This is a genomic window from Streptomyces sp. NPDC040432, assembly GCF_055595445.1.
The window spans coordinates 71178-92491 of record NZ_JBVIVP010000024.1; the positions used below are offsets into that span (position 1 = coordinate 71178).

At 75.0% G+C, this 21314-nt stretch carries 18 protein-coding genes, 1 tRNA gene and 1 pseudogene; 6 read left to right on the forward strand and 14 right to left on the reverse strand.

The genetic code is table 11. The annotated features are described in order from the left end of the window. Positions 1 to 7: 7 nt before the first annotated feature. The 4 genes from ACZ58N_RS32475 to zapE all read right to left on the reverse strand — a co-directional run bounded on the left by ACZ58N_RS32475 (position 8) and on the right by zapE (position 4272). The gene (locus ACZ58N_RS32475) at positions 8 to 982 is read right to left on the reverse strand and encodes a PPK2 family polyphosphate kinase (RefSeq protein ID WP_471167244.1); all 975 of its coding nucleotides are present in this window, start codon (positions 980 to 982) and stop codon (positions 8 to 10) included. A gap of 151 nt (positions 983 to 1133) precedes the next feature. Next, positions 1134 to 2510 carry an alkaline phosphatase PhoX gene (locus ACZ58N_RS32480; protein ID WP_471167247.1) on the reverse strand — a complete coding sequence of 459 codons (1377 nt, stop codon included), beginning with the start codon at positions 2508 to 2510 and terminating at the stop codon, positions 1134 to 1136. A gap of 173 nt (positions 2511 to 2683) precedes the next feature. Next, entirely contained in the window at positions 2684 to 3109 is a 426-nt protein-coding gene (locus tag ACZ58N_RS32485; RefSeq protein ID WP_281210716.1) for an OsmC family protein, read from the reverse strand. A gap of 59 nt (positions 3110 to 3168) precedes the next feature. Beyond that, on the reverse strand, positions 3169 to 4272 hold the full coding sequence (zapE, locus tag ACZ58N_RS32490; RefSeq protein WP_471167250.1) for a cell division protein ZapE: 1104 nt from the start codon (positions 4270 to 4272) through the stop codon (positions 3169 to 3171). Positions 4273 to 4308: 36 nt separating this feature from the next. On the opposite strand from zapE, the gene ACZ58N_RS32495 reads away from it, so the two are divergent. The 4 genes from ACZ58N_RS32495 to msrB all read left to right on the forward strand — a co-directional run bounded on the left by ACZ58N_RS32495 (position 4309) and on the right by msrB (position 7605). After that, positions 4309 to 5091 (forward strand): pyrimidine reductase family protein, encoded by a 783-nt coding sequence (locus tag ACZ58N_RS32495; protein ID WP_471167252.1) that lies wholly within the window; start codon positions 4309 to 4311, stop codon positions 5089 to 5091. 149 nt (positions 5092 to 5240) lie between these two features. Beyond that, positions 5241 to 5708: an indole-3-glycerol phosphate synthase gene (locus tag ACZ58N_RS32500; protein ID WP_471167254.1), complete on the forward strand. Its 468-nt coding sequence runs from the start codon at positions 5241 to 5243 to the stop codon at positions 5706 to 5708. Positions 5709 to 5778: 70 nt separating this feature from the next. Then, on the forward strand, positions 5779 to 7173 hold the full coding sequence (gene murC / locus ACZ58N_RS32505; RefSeq protein ID WP_471167256.1) for a UDP-N-acetylmuramate--L-alanine ligase: 1395 nt from the start codon (positions 5779 to 5781) through the stop codon (positions 7171 to 7173). Between the two features lie 15 nt (positions 7174 to 7188). Continuing rightward, entirely contained in the window at positions 7189 to 7605 is a 417-nt protein-coding gene (gene msrB, locus ACZ58N_RS32510) for a peptide-methionine (R)-S-oxide reductase MsrB (protein ID WP_471167258.1), read from the forward strand. Here msrB and ACZ58N_RS32515 read toward each other — a convergent pair. From ACZ58N_RS32515 to ACZ58N_RS32545, 7 genes are all read right to left on the reverse strand, one after another. Continuing rightward, complete coding sequence (locus ACZ58N_RS32515) at positions 7577 to 8494, reverse strand: NAD-dependent epimerase/dehydratase family protein (protein ID WP_471167261.1); 918 nt, start codon at positions 8492 to 8494, stop codon at positions 7577 to 7579. The genes msrB and ACZ58N_RS32515 overlap by 29 nt on opposite strands. After that, a complete protein-coding gene (locus tag ACZ58N_RS32520) occupies positions 8491 to 9609 on the reverse strand; it encodes a cytochrome P450 (protein ID WP_471167262.1) in 1119 nt (372 codons plus the stop codon). Before ACZ58N_RS32520 ends, ACZ58N_RS32515 begins: the two co-directional genes overlap by 4 nt. 93 nt (positions 9610 to 9702) lie before the next feature. Further along, on the reverse strand, positions 9703 to 11199 hold the full coding sequence (locus ACZ58N_RS32525; protein WP_471167264.1) for an AMP-binding protein: 1497 nt from the start codon (positions 11197 to 11199) through the stop codon (positions 9703 to 9705). Beyond that, complete coding sequence (locus ACZ58N_RS32530; RefSeq protein ID WP_471167267.1) at positions 11199 to 11945, reverse strand: glycosyltransferase; 747 nt, start codon at positions 11943 to 11945, stop codon at positions 11199 to 11201. Before ACZ58N_RS32530 ends, ACZ58N_RS32525 begins: the two co-directional genes overlap by 1 nt. Beyond that, entirely contained in the window at positions 11942 to 12964 is a 1023-nt protein-coding gene (locus ACZ58N_RS32535; RefSeq protein WP_471167271.1) for a 3-oxoacyl-ACP synthase III family protein, read from the reverse strand. The genes ACZ58N_RS32530 and ACZ58N_RS32535 overlap by 4 nt, the downstream gene beginning before the upstream one ends. 157 nt (positions 12965 to 13121) lie before the next feature. After that, positions 13122 to 13592, reverse strand: coding sequence for a pyridoxamine 5'-phosphate oxidase family protein (locus tag ACZ58N_RS32540; RefSeq protein WP_471167273.1), 471 nt, complete (start codon positions 13590 to 13592; stop codon positions 13122 to 13124). 164 nt (positions 13593 to 13756) lie between these two features. Then, on the reverse strand, positions 13757 to 16585 hold the full coding sequence (locus tag ACZ58N_RS32545) for a GTPase-associated protein 1-related protein (protein WP_471167275.1): 2829 nt from the start codon (positions 16583 to 16585) through the stop codon (positions 13757 to 13759). A 424-nt stretch (positions 16586 to 17009) separates the two neighbouring features. Between ACZ58N_RS32545 and ACZ58N_RS32550 the strand changes: the two genes are divergently transcribed. After that, the gene (locus ACZ58N_RS32550) at positions 17010 to 19073 is read left to right on the forward strand and encodes a phosphocholine-specific phospholipase C (RefSeq protein WP_471167277.1); all 2064 of its coding nucleotides are present in this window, start codon (positions 17010 to 17012) and stop codon (positions 19071 to 19073) included. Positions 19074 to 19228: 155 nt separating this feature from the next. Further along, entirely contained in the window at positions 19229 to 19984 is a 756-nt protein-coding gene (locus ACZ58N_RS32555) for an alpha/beta fold hydrolase (RefSeq protein WP_471167280.1), read from the forward strand. Positions 19985 to 20075: 91 nt separating this feature from the next. Here the strand turns inward: ACZ58N_RS32555 and ACZ58N_RS32560 are convergent. The 3 genes and pseudogenes from ACZ58N_RS32560 to ACZ58N_RS32570 form a co-directional block, all read right to left on the reverse strand. Further along, positions 20076 to 20148 (reverse strand) — tRNA-His (locus ACZ58N_RS32560). Between the two features lie 75 nt (positions 20149 to 20223). Then, positions 20224 to 20907: pseudogene (locus ACZ58N_RS32565) on the reverse strand (glutamine amidotransferase-related protein); the annotation flags it as partial. A 9-nt stretch (positions 20908 to 20916) separates the two neighbouring features. Continuing rightward, entirely contained in the window at positions 20917 to 21279 is a 363-nt protein-coding gene (locus tag ACZ58N_RS32570; RefSeq protein ID WP_471167283.1) for a hypothetical protein, read from the reverse strand. Positions 21280 to 21314: the final 35 nt, after the last annotated feature.

The window sequence follows — 21314 nt, forward strand, 5'->3', positions numbered from 1 at the left end:
TATATGACTATGTGGCAATCAGACGGGTGCGGCACTCCTCCACGTCGAAGTCACCCGGCGGGTACGCCGGAGCCAGCTCCTCCAGGTGCTCCAGCAGGAGCCGACCGACCGCCCAGTTCCGGTACCACTTCCGGTCCGCGGGCACGACGTACCAGGGCGCCGCCGGCGTCGAGCACCGCTCCAGCGCCAGCTCGTACGCCCGTTGGTAGGCGGGCCACGCGGCCCGCGCCTCGATGTCGTCCGGACTGAACTTCCAGTGCTTGTCCGGATCGTCCAGCCGCGCCAGCAGACGCCGACGCTGCTCCTCGTAACCGAGGTGCAGGAAGACCTTGACGACGGTCACCCCGTCCTCGGCGAGGTCCTTCTCGAACCGGTTGATCTCGGCGTAACGGCGCTTCAGCTCGCTGCGCGACACCAGCTCGCGCACCCGGGCGACGAGGACGTCCTCGTAGTGCGAACGGTCGAAGATGCCGATCTCGCCCGGCAGTGGGAGGGCGTTCGTGACGCGCCACAGGAACGGGTGGTCCAGCTCCTCGGGCGTGGGCGCCTTGAAGGACCTGATCCGGCAGCCGGACGGGTTGAACAGGCCGATCACGTGCTTGACCGTGCCGCCCTTGCCGCTGGTGTCCATGCCCTGGAGCACCAGCAGGACCCGGCGGCGGTCGCCCGCCGTGCTCGCCGCGTACAGCCGGTCCTGGAGGGAGGCGAGCCGTTCGGCCATCCGGGACGTGGCCGCCAACCCGGACGCCTTGTCCGCGGGACCCGCGGGCGTCCCCGCCGGATCCAGGGCGGCCAGGTCCACCCGCTCGCCGACCGGCACACGCAGCACCGGCCCGAGCGCCGGCCCGTCGAGGGCGCCGCCGCCCCCACCGCGAGCCCCGCCCTTCGACGCCCGTCCACCCTTGGCCGCCGTCGACCCCTCGGTCGCCCGGGCCGCCCCGCCCTGCTCGCCCCCGCGGACTCCCTTGTCCTTCTTGGCCACGGTCACCCACCCCCTTCGATCGACTCCGTCCGATCTTCCAGGAGGTCGAACAGGTTCGCGACACGGCGGGGTCCGGGGGCGCGGGGCGGGGAGCGCGGTCGGGTGCGCAGGGTCGGACCTAGGGCCTGCCCGTGCCCGTGCGGGGTTCGATTCAGTGCCAGGGGCCGGTCACCGCGAACGTCGTGCCCGGCGTGTACGCGTTCACGAACATGGTGCGGCCGTCGGGCGAGAAGGTGACGCCCGCGAACTCCCCCCACTGCGGGTCCCCGGGCGTTCCCACGTCGTCCGCGTTCCGGGCCACCGGGTGGACCGCCCCGCCGCGGGACACACCGAGGACGTACTGCTCCCCGCCGCCGTCCTCGCACACCATCAGGCCGCCGTCCGGGGCCAGACAGATGTTGTCGGGGGAGTCGCCGGGCAGGTGCACTCCGGACGACGGGCCGAACAGGACGTCCAGCCGGAGCCGTTGGCGCAGCGGGTCGTAGAACCACACCTGCCCCTGGTGGTCGCCGGCGGAGCCCTCCCGGCTGCGGGCGTAGCTGGAGACGAAGTACACGCCGGTGCCGCCCCAGTAGCAGCCCTCCAGCTTCTGCGCGTGGGTGATGCCGCGCGGTCCGAAGTCCTGGAGCCGGACGGGCGTCACCCGGGCCGAGGGGTCCGGTACGGGGACCCACTCCACCGGGAACTCGGCCCCGGTCCGGTCCACCCGCGAGAGGTCGTCGAGCCCGGGCACGCGCAGCGCCTCCAGGACGCCGCCCGCGCGCAGCGATCCCGGGCCGCCGAGGGGGCGGGCGGGCAGGAACCGGTGGAACAGGCCGAAGGGTTCGACGAAGGCGTCCTCGGTCTCGTAGACGACGCCCCGGTACGGGTCGACGGCGACGGCCTCGTGGGCGAACCGCCCCAGCGCGGTCAGCGGCACCGCACCGAGGCGGCGCGGGTCGACGGGGTCGACCTCGAAGACGTACCCGTGGTCGCGGGAGTATCCGGAGTCACCGGCCCGGTCCTCGGTCTCCTCGCAGCTCAGCCAGGTGTTCCAGGGGGTCCGGCCCCCCGCGCAGTTGACGGCGGTACCGGCCAGGCCGACACGCTCGGCGATGACCCGGCCGGTCGGATCCAGTTCCAGTACGGTGCAGCCGCCCAGGGCCGCCGGGTCGTACGTCAGGCCCTCGACGGCGGGGACGCGCAGCGCGGCGGTGGCGCGGTTCTCGTGGTTGCGGACCAGCCGGACGGAGCCACCACCGGCGCCCGTGCCGGTACCCGACCCGAAGGCGGCCATGCCGTCGCAGTTGGCCGGCGTCAGGCCCTCACCGGAGCGCAGCGGCTGTCCGGCGCGCGAGAGGACCCGGTACGAGAACCCGGCCGGCAGGTCGAGCAGCCCGTCCGGATCCGGCAGCAGCGGGCCGTAGCCGGGGGAACCGGCCCGGCCGGCCGCGCCGGCGGCGGGGGCGCCGCCGGCGAAGAGGGCGCCCAGTGCCCCGGTGAAGCTGACCGCGCCTGCCGCCAGCAGGCCGCGTCGGGTGACGGACATCGGCAACTCCCCGCTGTTTCCCTGGAGATGTGACCGGCCCGTGGTACCACGTGGTGCGCGGCGGGTCCGGGCGGCGCGTGCGCGGCCGCGGATCCGTCACCCCTGCGGGTCCCCGTACGCCGTGGCGTCCCGTCCGGCCGCCGGGGCCGGACGGGAGGCGCGTACGGAGGTGATCAGACGAGCTCGGCGCTCAGGGTGATCGTCGTACCGGTCAGGGCCTGGCTGACGGGGCAGTTCTTCTTGGCGTCCTCGGCGGCGGCGGCGAAGCCCTCCGCGTCCAGGCCGGGGACCTCGGCGCGCACGCTGAGGTGGATGCCGGTGATGCCCTCGCCGGGCTGGAACGTGACGTCGGCCTTGGTCTCCAGGCGGGTGGGCGGGGTGCCCGCGCCCGCGAGGCCGTGGGAGAGCGCCATCGAGTAGCAGCTGGAGTGCGCGGCGGCGATCAGCTCCTCCGGGCTGGTCTTGCCGTTCGCGGCCTCGGCGCGGGAGGGCCAGGAGACGTCGTACGAGCCGAGGCCCGAGGAGTCGAGGGTGACGACACCCTTGCCCTCCAGCAGGTTGCCTTCCCAGACGGTGTGCGCGTGACGCGTGGTGGCCATGGTTGTCCCTTCGCAGATGTGGAAACGGTCGGGCGGCGAGCGCCCCGACCGTGCCAAACCTACTGGGAGACCAGGGGCTTCGCGTCGCGCGCGAGGGCGGTGAGCCGCGATATGGCTCGGAAGTACTTCTTCCGATAACCACCGTTGAGCATTTCTTCACTGAACAGCCGGTCGAAGGAAACCCCGGAGGCCAGAACCGGGACCTCCCGGTCGTACAGCCGGTCGGCCAGCACCACCAGGCGCAGCGCGGTCGACTGGTCGGGGACCGGGCCCACGTCGGTCAGGCAGACGGCCGCTATGCCGTCCGTGAGCGCGCCGTACCGGCTCGGGTGGACCTTCGCCAGGTGGTCGAGGAGGCCGGGGAAGTCGTCCAGGCTCGCGCCGGGGGTCGCGTACGCGGCCTTCGCGACCTGCTCGTCCGAGAACGGGGCGGGGGCGTCGGGCAGGCCGCGGTGGCGGTAGTCCTGGCCGTCGATGCGCAGCGGCCGGAAGTGCGCGGACAGTCCCTGGATCTCGCGGAGGAAGTCGGCCGCCGCGAACCGGCCCTCGCCGAGTTTGCCGGGCAGCGTGTTGGAGGTGGCGGCGAGCGCCACGCCCTGCTCGACCAGGCGGCTGAGCAGTGAGGACACCAGGACGGTGTCGCCCGGGTCGTCCAGCTCGAATTCGTCGATGCACAGCAGTCGGTGCCCGCCCAGGGTCTGCACGGTCTGCTGGAAGCCGAGCGCGCCGACCAGGTTCGTCAGCTCCACGAAGGTGCCGAACGCCTTGAGCGCGGGCTCCGCCGGGGTGGCGTGCCACAGGGAGGCGAGGAGGTGGGTCTTCCCGACGCCGTAACCGCCGTCGAGGTAGACGCCGCGCGGTCCGGCGGGGGCCGCCTTGGGGGCCTTGGAGAACCAGCGGCGCTTGCCGGAGCCGCTCGCGTGCGCGCCGCCCAGGCCGGCGGCGAAGCCGCTGAGCACGCTCACGGCCTCGGTCTGGCTGGGCTGGGCGGGGTCGGGCTCGTAGGTGTCGAAACGCACCGAGTCGAAGCGCGGGGGCGGCACCATCTCCGCCACCAGCCGTTCGGCGGGCACGCGCGGTTCGCGGGCGCACAGGGCCTGCGGGCCCGCGTCGTCCGTCGGGTGCCCGGGGGCAGAGCCGGGGGTGGGGAGAGATGTTGACACAGCTCTTAACTCTACGGGGCGTGGCACACTGCACCGATGCGACGCCTGTTCCCTGTGACCGATCAGACATCAGCCCCGTCCCAGGAGGCGGTCGACCGCGCGTGGTCGCTCGACGAGCTCGCGGATGCCTACGCCTATCCCGAGCCGGCCCCGGGCGCGCACTGGTTGCGGGCGAACATGGTCTCGACCCTGGACGGGGCGGCCCAGCACGAGGGCCGTTCGCAGCCGATCTCCGGCGAGACGGACATGCGGATCTTCGGCACCCTGCGGGCGCTGGCCGACGTCGTGGTCGTCGGCGCGGAAACGGTTCGCCAGGAGGGGTACCGGCCGGCCCGGGCCCGTGAGGTCTTCGCGGCCCGCCGCGCGGCCGCGGGCCAGGGGCCGGCGCCCGCCATCGCGGTGATCACCGCGAGCATGGAGCTGGACTTCGACCTGCCGCTGTTCACCTCGCCGCTGGTGCCGACCCTGGTCCTCACGGGCTCGGCGGCGCCCGCCGAACGGGTGGCCGAGGCCCGCAAGGCCGGCGCCGAGGTGGTCGTCGCGGGGGACGGGGCGGCCGTGGACCCCGCCCGGGCGTTGCGGGAGCTGGCCGGGCGCGGGCTGCGCCGTCAGCTCACGGAGGGCGGCCCGAGGCTGCTGGGCCAGTTCGTGGCCGCCGACGTACTGGACGAGCTGTGCCTGACGATCTCCCCGACGCTCACGGCGGGTGCCGCCCAGCGGATCGCGGGCGGGCCCACCGTCACGGTTCCGCACCGGCTCGTCCCGGCCCAGGTCCTGGAGGAGGCCGGGTTCCTGTTCACCCGTTACCGTCGGATCTGAGAAAGAGGCGGAATTTGTCGTTCCGCTTTGCTTCCGCCGGGCACATACCTGGGCACACATAACTGCGCACGGCCCCGCGGGACAGCGGGGCAGGATGGTTTCCGCAGGGGCCGGCCGACCGGCCCCGGCCCATGAAGGAGAGGGCGTCCGTGTTCACGAGCGTATTGATGATCGAGCAGCCGCTGACCACGGTGGACGTGGACTTCGTCACCACCCTGCACGGAGACGACCAGGTCTCCTTCGTCGTGCTCATGCAACCCCGGGGAGACCAGGACCGCCTGCTCCGCGCCATCGACGACGTGGCGCTCGGCGAACTGCCCGAAGCCCTCCACGAGGGCGACGTACCCGAGGGGGAGCACGCCAGGGGACCCGCCGAGACGGCCCTCGAACACTCCCTCGTCGCCCTGCGCACGAAGGGGGCCACGGCCGTCGGACAGATCGTCGAGAACCATCCCCTCGACAAGCTGAAGGCCGTCGTGGACGAGACCGGCGCCGACGAGGTGATCGTCCTGACCGCCCCGCACTTCGTCGAGGAGTTCTTCCACCGGGACTGGGCCTCCCGGGCCCGGCACAAGGTCGGGGTTCCGGTGCTCAAGCTCTTCGCCCACAACGAATAGGCTGGTGCGGTCACACCGCACAGCCCGCCGCAGTCCGCTGCACCCCGTACACGATCCAGGAGCGACCTGAATGAAGCCCGGCCTGCCGACCGCCATGGAACGGCCCCACTTCATCGGCATCGGCGGCGCCGGCATGTCCGGCATCGCGAAGATCCTCGCGCAGCGCGGCGCGAAGGTGGCCGGCAGCGACTCCCGTGACTCCGAGACCGCCCAGGCGCTGCGCGCCCACGGCGCGACCGTCCACGTCGGGCACGCCGCCGGGCACCTGGCCGACGACGCCACCTGCGTGGTCGTCTCCAGTGCCATCCGCGCCGACAACCCCGAGCTCGCCCGGGCCGCCGAACGCGGCATCCCCGTCGTGCACCGCTCGGACGCCCTCGCCGGCGTGATGGACGGCCTGCGTCCCATCGCCGTCGCCGGTACGCACGGCAAGACCACCACCACCTCGATGCTGGCGGTCTCCCTGTCGGCGCTGGGCCTGGACCCCTCGTACGCCATCGGCGGCGACCTGGACGCCCCCGGCTCCAACGCCCACCACGGCGAGGGCGACATCTTCGTCGCCGAGGCGGACGAGAGCGACCGCAGCTTCCACAAGTACACCCCGCAGGTCGCGATCATCCTCAACGCCGAGCTCGACCACCACGCGAACTACGCGTCGATGGAAGAGATCTACGAGTCCTTCGAGACCTTCGTCGCCAAGATCGTGCCCGGCGGCACCCTCGTCGTCGCCCACGGCCAGGCGGGCGCCGCCGAGATCGCCGCCCGGGTCGCCGGCAACCCCGACCTCCACGTCGTCACGTACGGCGAGGAGGCCGACGCCGACGTCCGCATCACCAAGATCACCCCGCGCGGCCTGACCAGCGAGGTCACCGTCGTCCTCCAGGGCCGGATGCTCACCTTCACCGTGTCCGTGCCCGGACGCCACTACGCGCACAATGCCGTCGCCGCCCTCGCGGCCGGTGTCGCGCTCGGCATCCCGGCCCACAACCTGGCCTCCGCCCTCGGCAAGTACACGGGCGTCAAGCGCCGCCTCCAGCTCAAGGGCGAGGAGGCAGGCGTGCAGGTCATCGACTCGTACGCGCACCACCCGACCGAGATGACCGCCGACCTGGAGGCCATCCGCGGCGCCGCCGGGGACTCCCGCATCCTGGTCGTCTTCCAGCCCCACCTCTTCTCCCGCACCCAGGAGCTCGGCAAGGAGATGGGCCAGGCCCTGGCCCTCGCCGACGCCTCCGTGGTCCTCGACATCTACCCCGCCCGCGAGGACCCGATCCCCGGGATCACCAGCGAGATCATCATCACCGCGGCCCGCGCGGCGGGCGCCGACGTCACCGCCGAGCACGCCAAGGAGGCCGTCGCCGACGTCATCGCGGGAATGGCCAAGCCCGGTGATCTCGTTCTCACGATGGGCGCCGGCGACGTCACGGATCTCGGACCGCAGATCCTCGCCCGCCTGTCGAACTGAGGGAGCGGGAACGTCATGGCGTACGAGGTCCAGAAGACGGACGAGCAGTGGCAGGCGGAGCTGACCCCGTCCGAGTACCAGGTGCTGCGCCTGGCGGGCACCGAGCCGGCCTTCCGCGGTGAGTACACGGACACGAAGACGGAGGGCGTCTACTCCTGCCGCGGCTGCGGGTCCGAGCTGTTCCGTTCCACGGAGAAGTTCGAATCGCACTGCGGCTGGCCGTCCTTCTTCGACCCCAAGGACACCGAGGCCGTCGAGCTGATCGCCGACACCACCCACGGCATGGTCCGCACCGAGGTCCGCTGCGCGACCTGCGGCTCCCACCTGGGGCACGTCTTCGACGGTGAGGGCTACCCCACCCCCACCGACCAGCGGTACTGCATCAACAGCATCTCCCTGCGCCTCACCCCGAAGGAGTCCGCAGGGAACTGAGGTGGTCCTCCAGGGTCCGGCGCGGGTTCCATCCCCGCGACCGGGCCCTGCTCACGTCCAGCACCACCGGACGGGAGAGCTGGTCCACCGCGTACCGGCTGAGGAAGGGCTCCGAGCCCGTCAGCCGCGCCACCGATTCCGCCGCCCCGGCCGCCGCGAGCGCCACCGGCAGCGGCAGGTGCCGGATCCGGGCCCGCACTCCGTGCGCCCGCAGCACCGCCCCGACCGCCGCGTCCCGCCCGTACGGCTCCGCGTCCGCCACGTTGTACGCGCCCGGCGGCCAGCCCGCGGCCGCCAGGGCGGCGTCCGCGAGGTTCTCCACCGCCGTCAGGCTCAGCCGCACGTCCGGCCCCGGCAGCAACAGCGTCCCCGCCCGGACCCGGGACAGCAGCCGGGGCAGCAACTGCGTGTCGCCCGGCCCGTACACCGCCCGGGGCCGCAGCACCACCGCGCCCCCGGCCAGCGCCAGCGCCTCGCCCGCCGCCTTCGTACGGCCGTACGCGTTCAGGTGACCCGCCCGCGGATGCTCCTCCGAAACCCGCTCGCGCGAACACCGCGGGTCGTACACGCTGGCGCTGCTCACCCACACCACCGGCCGCCCCTCGGCGGCCCGCAGCAGCCGCGCCGTCCCCTCCTCGTTGACCGCCCGCATCACCGCCTCGGCCCGCCCGCCGGGCGCCGGATCGCCCACGGCCGCCGCGCAGTGCACCACGAAGTCGACCCCCGCCAGATCCGGCTCACCGCGGGCCGCGTCCCAGAACCGGTGTTCGCCCACCGGCCCCGGCCGCCGGCCCACGCACACCACCGACGCCCCGGCCGCGGCCGCCGACCGGGCCACCTGCCCGCCGCAGAACCCGCTCGCCCCCGTCACCGCGATCCGCGTCCTCACGCCCCCGCCCGCACCGTCAGCGACCGCCAGCCCGGCAGCGCCGCCCGCCGGTCCACCCGCGCCCGCACCACCACCGGACGGTGGACGGCCAGCTCCGCCAGGACATCGGCCAGCAGGACGGAGGCCAGCCGCGCCCCGGGACACGCGTGCGGCCCCACGCCGAACACCAGCCGCGCCACCTCCGACCCCGCCGGATCCAGCGCATCCGGGTCGCGCCGGTGCGCCCCCGCCGCGTGCCGGGCCACCAGCAGCAGCCGGTCCCCGCCGCGCACCGGACAGCCGCCCACCGACCCGGCCGCCGCCGCCACCCGCGGCAGCACCGGAGAGGCCGCCGTGACCCGTAGCAGCTCCGCCACCAGCCGCGGTCGCAGCCCCGGGTCCGCGGCCTGCCCCCACAGCCCCGCGTCCGCGCACCAGGCCACCGCCCGCGGCACCGCCGCCACGGTGGTGTTCACCGCGGCCACCGCCACCATCGAGGACAGCGCGTCCCCCGCCCCGGCCAGCTCCCGAAGCCGCGCCGCGGCCCCGGCCGCCGCAGCCGCCGCACCGGGCCTCGGCAGGCCCGGCAGGTGGCTGCGCACCGAAGTCGACGCCGCCCGCGCCGCGGCCCGCGCCAACACCACCGGATCCGCGTCCGACCGCAGCAGGGCGACCGCCACCGACCCCGCCACCTCCCGCGTCAGCGCCACCACGTCCACCTCCCCGCCCCCGGCCAGCCGGGCCGACCCGCGCGCCAGCAGCGGCAGCCACACCGGCCGGAGCCCCTCCACCCCGGCAGCCCCCAGCCGGACCGCCAGGGCCCGCCGGTCGGCCCGGTGCACCCCGCCCTCCTGGTCGAACAGCACGTCTCCGTCCCCGCGCAACGCGGCCCGAGCCGCGCCGCCCGTCGTCCCCGCCGCCGTACGGTCCAACGGCAGCCGGGTCAACGCCTCCCGGTAGGCATCCGCGTCGTGCACCAGCAGCGTCCCGCCCAGCCGGCGCACACCCCGGCCGCGCGTCGCGGCCAGCAGCCCGAACAACAGCGGATGCCCGCGCAGGTAGACCCGACGGTCACGGCGGCGGGCCCTCGCCCGATCGGAGGCCGTCGGGCGATCGGTCGTGGCAGCGCCGTTCATCGGACGTGTACCTCTTTCGTGTCGGTGGGCCGGTACGCCGGTCCCAATACCGGAGAAGGGTGCGCGGCGCGCCCCCGACGAGCGGCGCGCACGTCAGAGCCCCCGCCGGGCCGAGGCACCCAGGCGCGCCGCCGCGAGGGCCGAGGCCGCCGCCCGGTCCGGCTTGCGGGAGCGACCCGACAGCGGGATCCGGGCGAACAGCAGGGCGTCGGGCCGGGCCGAGCCCATCCGCCGCAGCGGCCCCGACAGCGCCGACCGCAGGACCGGTTCCGGAACACCACGGCGCGGCTGCACCAACGCCACCAGCCGTTCGTCCCCGTCTCCCGCCGGAATTCCGACGAGCACGCCCAGCTCCACCCCCGGCACGTGCAGCGCCGGCTCGTACAGACCCGGGTAGATGTTCTCCGCCCGCCGCAGCACCATGTCCTTGCACCGTCCCTCCAGCACGATCCGCCCGGCCGGATCAAGCCGCGCCCGGTCCCCCGTACGCACCCACGGATCGGGTTCCTCGCCCAGGTAGCGGTGCCGGGCCGCGGGCCCGGCCAGCAACAGTTCCCCGCCGGCGTCCCGTACCGCCCGCACCCCGGGCAGCGGGGCGCCGACCAGGTCCCCGACCCCCTCGAAGGCGGCCTTCTCCCGGGACTCCACCGCGGCCGCCGGGAACAGTTCGGTCAGTGCGTACACCCCCCACGCCTGCTCGGCGCCGGCCTCCCGGACCCGGTTCAGCAGCCCGGCGCTCGCCGGAGCCGAACCCGTCCACACCCGGCCCGTGAACCGGGCGCCCGCGTCCAGGGCGTCCCGCAGACCCGGCGGCGTCAGATAGGTGTCCCGCGGCCGAAGCCGGGCCAACTGCCGGGCCAGGACCCGCGGCCGGCGCGCCGGCAGGGCGACCGGCGCCCCGCGCGTCAGGGAGGGCACGAGGACGAAGAACGTACCGCCCAGCACGGGCGCACCGTCGTCCCCGGAGTCGAACAGCGAAGCCACCGTCTCCATCCCGGCCGCGAGACCGGACCGGGTGTGCACGACCGCACGCGGTCGGGACGTGGTCCCGGAGGTGAACACGATCACCGCGTCGCCGTCGCCGTCGTCGTCCCGGCCGACCGGCACCCCCGCCCGGGAGGCCCCCGTCCCCAGGGCCGGCGCGCACCCCGGCAGCCGGGGCCCGACCGTCGCCACCGGCCCCAGCCCGGACAGCTCCGGCAGCTCCAGCCCGGACCGGCGGGCCAGCGGCCCGGCCCACCCCGCGACCGCCTGCGCGGCGGCGTCGGCCAGCACCAGCGCCGGCCGGGCCAGCGCGAGCCGGGCCCGCAACACCTCCGCCCCGGCCCCCGGGTCGAGGACGGCCCCGCGCAGCCCGAGCCGCCACAGGGCCAGCAGCACCGCGAGGGCCCGCGGTCCGGGCCGCACCGCCACCCCGACGGTGTCCCCGGCCCGCAGGCCCCGCGCGTGCAGCGCGGCGGCGTACGCGTCGGCCAGGTCGGCGAGTTCACCCCGGGTGACGCGGACCCGGGTGGCGCCCGTACGGGTCGCCGTCAGGACGGCGGGCCGCTCGGGCCGGGACCTCAGCGAGTCCGCGAGTCGGTCCAGCATCAGCGGGGATCCGTTCCGTGTGCGCCGCTGCCCTGGTCGAGGTACCAGCGGGCCGTACCGGCGAGGCCGTAAGCCCGCAGCCGGCGCGTGGAGTTCTCCACGACCATCGCCCGGCAGTGGCTGATGCGGTCGGTGTGGCGGCGCACCGCGTTCAGGAACAACCGGTCCGTCGGCGAGGGCCGCCGGGGCATCCCACCGACCGCCAGGTACAGGTCCGCGGTGATCGCCATGTTGTTCCCCGCGTGCATCCGGTACGGGGCCCGGTAGCCGTGGCGGCGGGCGTGCTCCGGCCGCAGCCGCCCGAACAGCGCGGCCACCGCCACCAGCCCCGCGAACACGGCCCGCCCGAGCGGGCCGTGCTCGTCGCCCCGCGCCACGATCCGACCGCACACCAGCCCCGGCCGTGCCAGGAGCGCGGCCCGCGCCGCACCCGTCCAGCCGGGTCGCGGCAGGCAGTCGGCGTCCGTCCGGGCCAGCAGGGTCGCCCCCCGGGCCATCGCGTACCGGAACCCGGTGTCCACGGCCGACCCGACGCCCTTCTGCGGCTCCTCGATCACCTGCACCGGGAACGGCGCGTCCGCCGCGAACGCCCGCGCGATGTCGCCCGTCCCGTCCGCCGAGGCGTTGTCGACGACCAGCAGGGTGAAGTCCCGGTCCCGCTGCGCGGCCAGCGCCCGCAGCGTGTCCGCCAGCCGGGCCTCTTCCTCGTGCGCGGGCACCACCACCCACATGCGGGGGCCCCTCACGACTTCTCCCAGACCATCGTCATGATGCTGATGCCACCGCCGAGACCGACGAACAGCACCCGTTCCCCCGGCGCGAGGTCCGCGAACACCCGGTCCAACTGCACGCCGATGCTCGCGCTCGCCACGTTCCCGAGCTCCGGGACGGTCACCACCAACTTCCGCGCGGGGACCCCCGTCAGCTCCGCGAACCGCTCCAGGTACGGCACCGTCACCTGGTGCACCAGCACCTTCGCGAAGTCGTCCCAGTCCAGACCCGTGCGGTGCAACGTCCGGTCGACGACCGCCGTTCCGACCTTCTCGAACACCCCGCGCAGCTCGTGCCCGTCCCCCCGGAAGTACGTGTACGCGTCCCCGCGCGGGTGCCGCGAACCGCCGCCCGGGATCCCGCCGACCTCCCAGTGCTCCGAATGCGTCTCGGTGTCGACGTCGAGGATCCCGCCGGTCTCCACCCCCTCCAGGACCACGGCCGCGCCCGCGTCGCCGAACGTGTAGCCGGCGAAGCCGTCGCGGAACTCCGCGAAGTCCGCGGGCGCCCTGCGCACGGCCCGGCTCGGGGTCTCCCCGGTGACCACCAGTGCCCGGCGCGAGCGCCCGGCGAGGATCATCGTCCGGGCGAGGTCGATGCCGTTGACGAAGCTGTTGCAGGCGTTCGTGACGTCCAGGGCGTGTGCGCGGGAGCCGAGTTCGGCCTGCACGATGTGCGCGGTGGCCGGCTCGACGAGGTCCCGGGACGCCGAGGCGAAGACCAGCAGGTCCACGTCGTGCGGGGTGAGCCCGGCGGATTCCAGCGCCCGGCGCGCGGCGCCGACGGCCAGCGTGGAGGCGTACACCCCCTCGGCGGCGACGCGCCGGGACACGATCCCGGTGGCCCGGGACAGGACTCCCGGCGGCAACGCGATGCCGCCGGACCCGGTCACGTCCCGCTGGAGGTCGTCGGAGGTCAGGACGTCGCCGGGCAGCAGGCTGCCGACGGCGGTTATCCCGACGCGCGGGGGCGGATCACACGGCTGAATAGGCATGCCCTCACGATGACAAGCCGCCGGTGCCGGGTCCTGAGTACGGATGCTCAGATCCCGTACGCACGCCTTGAGTAGGAGGCCCGCACTCCGCCGGGGCCGCCGGCCCCGACCGTCACGGCCCGGTCCGCGAGCCCCGCCCCACCGCCGTCCCGAGGTCCTAGACCAGCCACTTCCCGTCCCGCATCAGGGTCCGTCCGGTCAGCTCGGGCACGGTTCCCCACGCCTGGAGCACCTGCGGGACGACCCGGTAGAAGAAGTACGCGGGCCCGCTGTCGCGCGGGTCCCAGCCGTCCTTGGCGGCGAACCCCTCGCCCACCCCGTCGGGCAGCTCCTCCTGGGACACCGTGCGCGAGGTGCCGTGGACCAGGACGACGTCCCGGGTATGGCCGAAGGACAGCCGGACGCGACCCGAGGCACTCAGGTTGCGTCCGGTCGGATTGGTGTCACGGGTGGCGAGCCACACGGCCTCGCCGTCCCACCAGAAGGTCAGCGGCACGAGACAGGGCTCGCCGCCGGCGTCGGCCGTGGCGACCCATACGTCCACGTCCCGCGCGAGCCGATCCAAGGCCTCGCGCTTGCGCTGCTCGGGGCTGCGGGGTCCGGCGGGGAGGGAGTCAACTTCCGTCATGCGACGAGACTATGGCGACATCCACCGATCCGCATCCGACCTCCGACCCAGGCCGCCCGGCGGAGGACCAGCCACGCCGTGCGGCCGCCCGTTCCGCCGTCCACGGGCCAACCACGTGTGCCACAGGGCGGGTTGTGGCCGTGAAGGCCGGACCCCGCCCGGGCTCAGTGGCCCCGGGGCGGCTCGTCCGGCGGCGGGGGGATGACGCGGCGGCGGGTGACGCCCGCCCAGTCGGCGCCCGCCGGGCGGTCGGGAACGGAGGCCGTCGTGTCACGCCCCGGACCCGGACCGGGACCGGGGTCCGGCGCGGGCGGGCGGCGGCGCAGGAGCCCCGACAGCCGCTCACGCAGCCCCGCGAGGGGCTTGGGCCGCCGCCAGGCCCGGAACTCCTCCGCCCGGCGCGCCCCGTGACCGGCCAGCTCCTCCTCGGCCTCCAGGAGCCGCTCGGGCGACAGGTCCCGCACGGCGGGTCGGAGCACGCCCTCCAGGAGGTCGGTCCGGGTCTCCTGCCACAGCGGGCCCGCCTGCGGGTGCGAGGACCAGACGGCGAAGCAGTCCGCGAGGAAGCGCGGTGAGCGGCGCAGCAGCGCCCCGACCCGGGGATCGTGCGCCGCACGCCGGTACGCCGACAGCAACTCGGCGTCCTCGCTGTCGATCAGCGCCCGCAGTCCGGCCGTGCCCGACCGGTCGGGGGAGAGCAGCGCGGCCGCCGTGGCGGCGACCGCACCACCCGGGGCGTCCGCCTCGGGGTCGGGGTCCCGGGGTTCGGGGGCCTGCGCGGGGACGTCCGGCCGCCCGACCTCCCGCACGGGGCGGCTTCCGTCAGCGCCCGGCCGTGCCGACGGCAGGGCGTCCCGGGCGTCCCGGGCGTCGCGGGCGTCGCGGTTGTTCGCCGGGGCCTCGCGCCGCGCGGCCGTCCGGGGGGCCGGGTCCGGGGTCGACCGCCCGGCGGTCCCGGCCCGGATCGCCGTCGTGGTCCGGTCGGCCGGGCGATCGTCGGGGTGGCCGTCCGGGCGGCGGGTGTTCCCGCGCACCGCGTACCGGTCGCCGCCCGCGTCGCCGTCCCGATCGTCGGGCCGGGCGTCGGCCTCCGGCCCGGAGGCCGTCCCCACCAGCAGGAGTTCCCGACGCAGCCGCTCGGGGAGCTCCGCCGCGAAGTGGCCCAGCACCTCCCGCGCCAGGTCCGTCGCCGCCGGGTCCCCGGCCGGGGCCCGCACCGCCGCCAGCGCGAGCAGGTCCCAGGTACCGGCATCGCGGTGGACCGGCGCGCCCGTCGTCGCCAGCACCAGACGGGCCTCGTCCGCGGGGAGCGGCTCCGCGCCCCACACCAGCCGCATCCCGGTCCGCAGGACCAGCGGCTCGGCGTAGAGGGAGACCCCGCAGTCCCCGAGGAGGGTGTCCAGCGCGACGCACCGGTCCGTCCCCGCCCATGCCGGCTCCGCGGCCCGCGCGCACATCCGCAGGTGCGGTACCGCCTCCGCGGCGCCGAGCCGCATCCCGGTGTGCTCGAACAGTCGGACACCGGCGGCGGGATCGCCCGCGGACAGGGCGTCCAGCCGGTCCAGCACGAGGATCCGCAGGGCAGGCAGCTCGGCCAGCCCGTCCCGTACGTCCTCCCCGTAGGCCCGCTCCGGATCGCCCAGCAGCGCGAGGGCCAGCCGGCGCGCCACCTCCGGCAACGGCGCGACGGGGCCCACCCCGAGGGCGGCGGCCATCCGCGTGCGCCGGTCCGTCACCCCGTGCGGGCCGTTGTCGCCGGCACCGGCGCCCGGTGGGACCGCCCCCGCGCTTTCGGGCTCGGCGGTCCGGCGCGGCGCGTCGTCGCGCACGCCGTCCTCCGCCTGCGGTGCCGGCCGCGCGTGCCGGGGGCCGGCGGGCCGCGCTGCGGGAGGTGCCGGTGGCGTCCGGCCGGGCCCGGTCGCGCGGCGCGGTGCCCGGGCACCGGGCAGCGCGTCCCGGTGTTCGGCCGTCCACTCGGCGGCCTCCGCGTGGGCCACCGGGTCCAACGGCAGCCCGGCGGCCAGGGCGAGCGCGGCCAACGGGCCCGCGTCGTAGGGGTCGCCGGGCAGCCGACGGACCTCCGCGAAGAGGTGGGGCCGGCCGGCCTGCCAGACCAGCGCCGCGGTCCGTGCCCACGGGCCGGCGGACGCGTCGGAGCCGGCCGGGGTGTGGGGCTCGTGTGCGGGGTCGAGGATCCGGTAGCGGTGTTCCCGCCCGGCGAGCGCGGCGAGTTCGGCCTCCGCGCCGGGGCGTACGCCGATCAGTTGCTGCGGGGCCAGGTCGGGACGCCGCGTATAGGTGGTGAAGGTGAGCCACTGCCCCCGCTGGTGCGGGAGCACGCTGCACGCCAGCATCACCCAGCGGGCCACGTCCAGGCTGTCGTGCTCCACGAGCACGATCCGCGGGGCCTCGGGGTCCTTGCCGAGCCGCCGCACGTCGGCGAAGAACCCCGCGAGGCGGGCGCCCCGCGCCGCGACGAACGCGGCCAGCCCGGGGCCGTCGTGCCGTCCCGGGGCGGGCACCGCCGCGAGCGGCGGGGGAGGCCCGCCGGGCGGGGTCCGAGAGGCCCACTGGGGGGAGCCCCAGGCCGTGATCGGCAGGGCGCCCTGGGCCGCCCCGGAACCGGCCGCCCCCGGCAGGTGCACGGCGTGCGCGTGGAAGGGCGGGCCGACCTCCCCGCGGCCCGCCGGCCCTGCGCCCGTCGCTCCGCCGCCCATGCCCATGTCGCTGCCCGTGCCCGTGCCCGTGCACGCAGAGCGGGCCAGCAGCCGGCTCCCGTCGGAGAGGATGCTCAGGCTCAGCGCCACCGGGAGCGCGGCCAGTTGCTCCGCCGACGGATGCGCCGGTGCGTCGGCGGGCGACTCGTAACCGATCAGCTGCCCGGCCTCGCGCAGCACCTCGGCGGGCACGCCCGGGGTGACGGAGGTGAAGCGCGGACCGGACCCCTCCGGGCCGGGCACCCCCGAGGCGTAGTGGAGCTGGGCGAGGTTCATGCGTCCCCCTCCGAACGGGCGGTCGTCCCGTCGGGCGTCCACGCCCACCCGCCCCGGGGCGGCGCACCCCTCCCGTACCGGGCCGGCGCGTCCGACCTCCGGAACTTCCGCACGTCCGGTGTCTGTTGTCCCGCTCCGTGCGCCCCGTATCGCACCACCGGTGCGGCGGGCGGGTGGTCGGAGGGTGCGCCGGACCGGGCCAGGGCGTGCCCGCGCTCGGTCCCCGCCATACGTCTGCGCCCCCCGTGCAGTGTGTGAAGGTCATTCCAGCAGATGCGGGGGCCGTGCGGGAACCGTTTCGCGGGGCTTTCCGTTCGCCCGCTGTACGGCCCGACGTCAGACGGGGATCTCCGTCCGGTACCCCGGGACGGCTGTTCTTGGGGCGCCCCTCGACTCCCCCCCTCACTTCCAGAGGTCGTCACCCATGGCTGAACTCAACCGACGCAGGTTCCTCCAAATCGCCGGCGGGACCGCCGCCGTCGCGATGCTGAACGAGAGCATCGCGCGCGCCGCCGCGATCCCGGCCGCGCAGGGCGGCACCGGGACCATCAAGGACATCGAGCACGTCGTCGTCCTCATGCAGGAGAACCGGTCCTTCGACCACTACTTCGGGTCCATGAAGGGCGTCCGCGGCTTCGGGGACCCGCGTCCCGTGCTCCAGGACAACGGGAAGTCGGTCTTCCACCAGTCGAACGGGACGAAGGACATCCTGCCCTTCCACCCGCAGATCGAGGACCTCGGGATGCAGTTCCTGGAGGGCCTGAACCACGACTGGGCCGGTGGCCACCAGGCCTACAACAACGGCAAGTACGACAAGTGGGTCCCGGCGAAGACGGCCACGACCATGTCGTACATGACGCGGAACGACATTCCGTTCCACTACGCCCTCGCCGACGCGTTCACCGTCTGCGACGCCTACCACTGCTCGTTCATCGGCGCGACGGACCCCAACCGCTACTACCTGTGGACGGGGCACACCGGCAACGACGGCACGGGCGGCGGCCCGGTCCTCGGCAACCAGGAACTGGGGTACGGCTGGAAGACCTACCCGGAGCGCCTGGAATCGGCCGGGGTGTCGTGGAAGGTGTACCAGGACATCGGCGACGGCCTGAACGCGGCGGGCCACTGGGGCTGGATCAACGACGCCTTCCGCGGCAACTACGGCGACAATTCCCTGCTGTACTTCAACACGTACCGCAACGCCCAGCCCGGCAGCCCCCTCTACGAGAAGGCGCGCACGGGCACGAACGCCGCCGCGGGCGAGGGCTACTTCGACCGGCTGCGCGCGGACGTGGTGAACGGCACCCTGCCGCAGGTCTCGTGGATCGCCGCACCCGAGGCGTTCAGCGAGCACTCCAACTGGCCGACGAACTTCGGGGCCTGGTACATCTCGCAGGTGCTGGACGCGCTGACCGCGAACCCGGCCGTCTGGGCGAAGACCGCCCTCTTCATCACCTACGACGAGAACGACGGCTTCTTCGACCACGTCGTCCCGCCGTACCCGCCCACCTCCTCGGCGTGGGGCCTGTCCACGGCCGACGTCACACGCGACCTGTACGCAGGCGGCGGGGGCTACGCGGCCGGCCCCTACGGTCTCGGCCCTCGCGTCCCGATGATCGTGGTCTCGCCGTGGAGCAAGGGCGGCTACGTCTGCTCCGAGACCTTCGACCACACCTCGGTGATCCGCTTCATGGAGAAGCGGTTCGGCGTGCGGGAGCCGAACATCTCGCCGTGGCGCCGCGCCGTGTGCGGTGACCTGACCTCGGCGTTCGACTTCACCCGGGCGGATTCCGCGCCCGCCGCGCTGCCCTCCACGGCCGGCTACGTCCCGCCGGACAAGGACCGCCACCCGTCCTACCACCCGACCCCGCCGGCGACCGGGACGCTGCCGAGGCAGGAGGCGGGCGGGAAGCCGACCCGGGCCCTGGGCTACAGCCCGTACGTGGACGGCGGGGCCACCGTCTCCACCGGCAAGTTCACGCTGACCTTCGCCTCCGGTCCGTCGCTGGGCGCCCACTTCCACAGCACCTCGGGCAACCGGACCGACGGCCCGTGGCCCTACACGGTGGAGGCGGGCAGGACCCTGTCCGACACCTGGAGCACCAGCGCCTCCACCGGCAACCGGATCGACCTCACGGTGTGGGGCCCCAACGGCTTCCTGCGCACCTGGAAGGGACCGGCGAAGAAGGCCGGCCCGGAGGTGACGGCCCGCCACGTGGACACGAGCGGCAACCTGGCCCTGACCCTGAAGAACGGGGGCACGACCGCGGTGAACCTCACCGTGACCAACGCCTACGGCGGCGCCGCCCAGACCTTCAAGGTCAACGCGGGCGCGAGCGTCTCCCACACGGTGGACCTGCGCGCCTCGGGCCGCTGGTACGACGTGACGGTCGTCTCGGACGCCGACGCGACGTTCCTGCGCCGGTTCGCCGGCCACGTGGAGACGGGCGCCCCGGGCGTCTCCGACCCGGCGATCAGGACCGTCTGACCCGCCGGCCGGGGGCCCGCTGCCGGCCGGGGCCCCGCCGACCGTCCGGAACCAGGTGGTCGTGGGGCGGGGGGAACCGGCCGTGCGGTGTGACGGCGGGCCGGATGGGCAGAGGTACCGCGTTGCTTTCTTCGCCCGTCATCGAAGGGGAACGCATGGCCATCGCCCATCGCCGGATCGGCACCGGACCCGTCCGCGTCATCGTGCTGCACGACTGGTTCGGGACCTCCGCGAACTGGGGCTCCGTACTGGACCACCTGGACCCGGAGGAGTTCTCGTACGCCTTCCTCGACTACCGCGGCTACGGGGAGCGGCGGGACGTCCCCGGCCGCCACACCCTGCCCGAGATCGCCGACGACGTCCTGGAACTGGCCGACCAGCTGGGCTGGGACACGTTCTCCCTGCTCGGGCACTCCATGGGCGCCAAGGCCGCCCAGCAGGTGCTCGTCCGGGCCCCCGAGCGGATCGAGAAGCTGATCGGCACGGCCCCCGTCCCGGCCGGGCCCTACGTCATGGACGACCGGACCCACGCCCTCTTCCACGGCGCCGCCGAGGACCCCGACAAGCGCCTCGCCATCCTCGACCTGGTCACCGGCCACCGGGCGAGCCGGTACTGGCTGGACCGGATGGTCGCCCACTCGCTCGCGATCTCCCGTCCCGAGGCCTTCGCCGGCTACCTCGCGAGCTGGCAGCCGCTCGATCTGTCCTCGGCGGTCAAGGGCAGCACGGTCCCGGTGCTGGTCCTGGTGGGGGAGTACGACCTGGCGCTGACGGCCGACGTGATGCGCGCCACGTGGCAGGCCTGGTACTCGAACTGCCGCGTCGTCACGGTCCCGGGCTCCGGCCACTACCCACCGCACGAGACCCCGGTCGCCTTCGCCACCGACGTCGAGGCCTTCCTGCGCGGCTAGACCCACAGCGCCGAGCACCCCGTACGCCGCCTCGGAACGCGAAAAAACCCGTGGGGCACGAGGAAACCTCGTGCCCCACGGGATCAAAAAGGGTGAGTGACGGGACTTGAACCCGCGGCCACCTGGACCACAACCAGGTGCTCTACCAACTGAGCTACACCCACCACGAAGGGCGGCGGAACCACCCGTTCGATGTGCAAGCACAGCATAGCCGATCAGAGGGGTGGTTCCGCGACGCGTTATCCGGCGGACCGGCTGCCGGTGGGAGCCGCCACGAGGACGAACCGCTCCTCGCGGCGGGCGGCCCGTGCCGCCGCGGCCACGGCGAAGGCCCGCACGATCGGGTGCGGCCGGGTGCCGTCGCCGGCGAGCTCGGGCCGGAACACCGTCGCGAGGAAGAAGGGGCGCCCCGGCAGCTCCGCGACGCGGACCTGACCGTCCTCGTCGTGCCCCGACAGCCGCAGGCCGTGCGCGGCGAGCGAGGGCAGGTGCCGCGGCGCCGGTCCGCAGCCGCAGTGGTAGCGCTCCATCGTCCGCTCGGCTCCGGCGCGGACTCGGCGAGCGAGCCGGGCTCGGCCCGGACGAGCCCCTCGTGCCCGACGAGGGAGCAGGCGAGCGGCGCGATCAGCGGGTCGACGGCCCCCGGCTCGTTCGCGGCGTGTGCCGCGTGGGGCAGCCCGCAGACGTTGCGGGCGTACTCCAGCAGCGCGTGCTGGAAGCCGCCGCAGGTGCCGAGGAAGGGGATGCCCTCCTCCCGCGCCACCCGGATCGCGGCGAGCACCCCGGCCTCACCGGCGTACGGGCTGCCGGGCAGCACCCACTGCGGCGAACCCCGCCAGGGTGCCGCCGGTCGCCTCGGCCCCGGCGTCGGCGGTGGGGATCCAGAAGGCGTCCAGGACGAGCCCGTCGCGCGCGGCCGGCGCCCGGCCGGGTCACTCTCGCCGCCTCCCCGCCGGCCCCGTGGGGCCCGCGCTGCTCGCGGTCCTGCCCGCCACCGGGGTCACCCTGCGCGTGCTGCCCCGGACCAGGTGCCCGCCGCCGTCGCCACCGGCGGCTGCGACCTCGGGCTCCTCGACGGGCCGGCCGTGCCGAGCGACCCGCTGCGGCTGCCCGACGTCGCTCCGCTCACCGTCACCGGGATCGGCGAGGAGGAGCCGGCCGTGCTCCTGCCCGCCGGGCACCCGCTGGCCGCGCCGCGCCTGGTGCACCGTACGGAACTGCTCGCGCCGAAGGCCGTGACGGGCGCCACGGCCGCGCTCGCCGCCCGACTCACGGCGGGATCCCGGGACGGGCACTGCGCGGGCCCCGCGTGCCGTGCACGTCGGCGGTG

Excerpts from the sequence above, each read along its gene's own strand:
- ACZ58N_RS32480 (WP_471167247.1), bottom strand. The coding sequence starts at position 2,510 with ATGTCCGTCACCCGACGCGGCCTGCTGGCGGCAGGCGCGGTCAGCTTC.
- ACZ58N_RS32485 (WP_281210716.1), bottom strand. The coding sequence starts at position 3,109 with ATGGCCACCACGCGTCACGCGCACACCGTCTGGGAAGGCAACCTGCTG.
- ACZ58N_RS32495 (WP_471167252.1), top strand. The coding sequence starts at position 4,309 with ATGCGACGCCTGTTCCCTGTGACCGATCAGACATCAGCCCCGTCCCAG.
- murC (WP_471167256.1), top strand. The coding sequence starts at position 5,779 with ATGAAGCCCGGCCTGCCGACCGCCATGGAACGGCCCCACTTCATCGGC.
- msrB (WP_471167258.1), top strand. The coding sequence starts at position 7,189 with ATGGCGTACGAGGTCCAGAAGACGGACGAGCAGTGGCAGGCGGAGCTG.
- ACZ58N_RS32520 (WP_471167262.1), bottom strand. The coding sequence starts at position 9,609 with ATGAACGGCGCTGCCACGACCGATCGCCCGACGGCCTCCGATCGGGCG.
- ACZ58N_RS32525 (WP_471167264.1), bottom strand. The coding sequence starts at position 11,199 with ATGCTGGACCGACTCGCGGACTCGCTGAGGTCCCGGCCCGAGCGGCCC.
- ACZ58N_RS32535 (WP_471167271.1), bottom strand. The coding sequence starts at position 12,964 with ATGCCTATTCAGCCGTGTGATCCGCCCCCGCGCGTCGGGATAACCGCC.
- ACZ58N_RS32540 (WP_471167273.1), bottom strand. The coding sequence starts at position 13,592 with ATGACGGAAGTTGACTCCCTCCCCGCCGGACCCCGCAGCCCCGAGCAG.
- ACZ58N_RS32545 (WP_471167275.1), bottom strand. The coding sequence starts at position 16,585 with ATGAACCTCGCCCAGCTCCACTACGCCTCGGGGGTGCCCGGCCCGGAG.
- ACZ58N_RS32550 (WP_471167277.1), top strand. The coding sequence starts at position 17,010 with ATGGCTGAACTCAACCGACGCAGGTTCCTCCAAATCGCCGGCGGGACC.
- ACZ58N_RS32555 (WP_471167280.1), top strand. The coding sequence starts at position 19,229 with ATGGCCATCGCCCATCGCCGGATCGGCACCGGACCCGTCCGCGTCATC.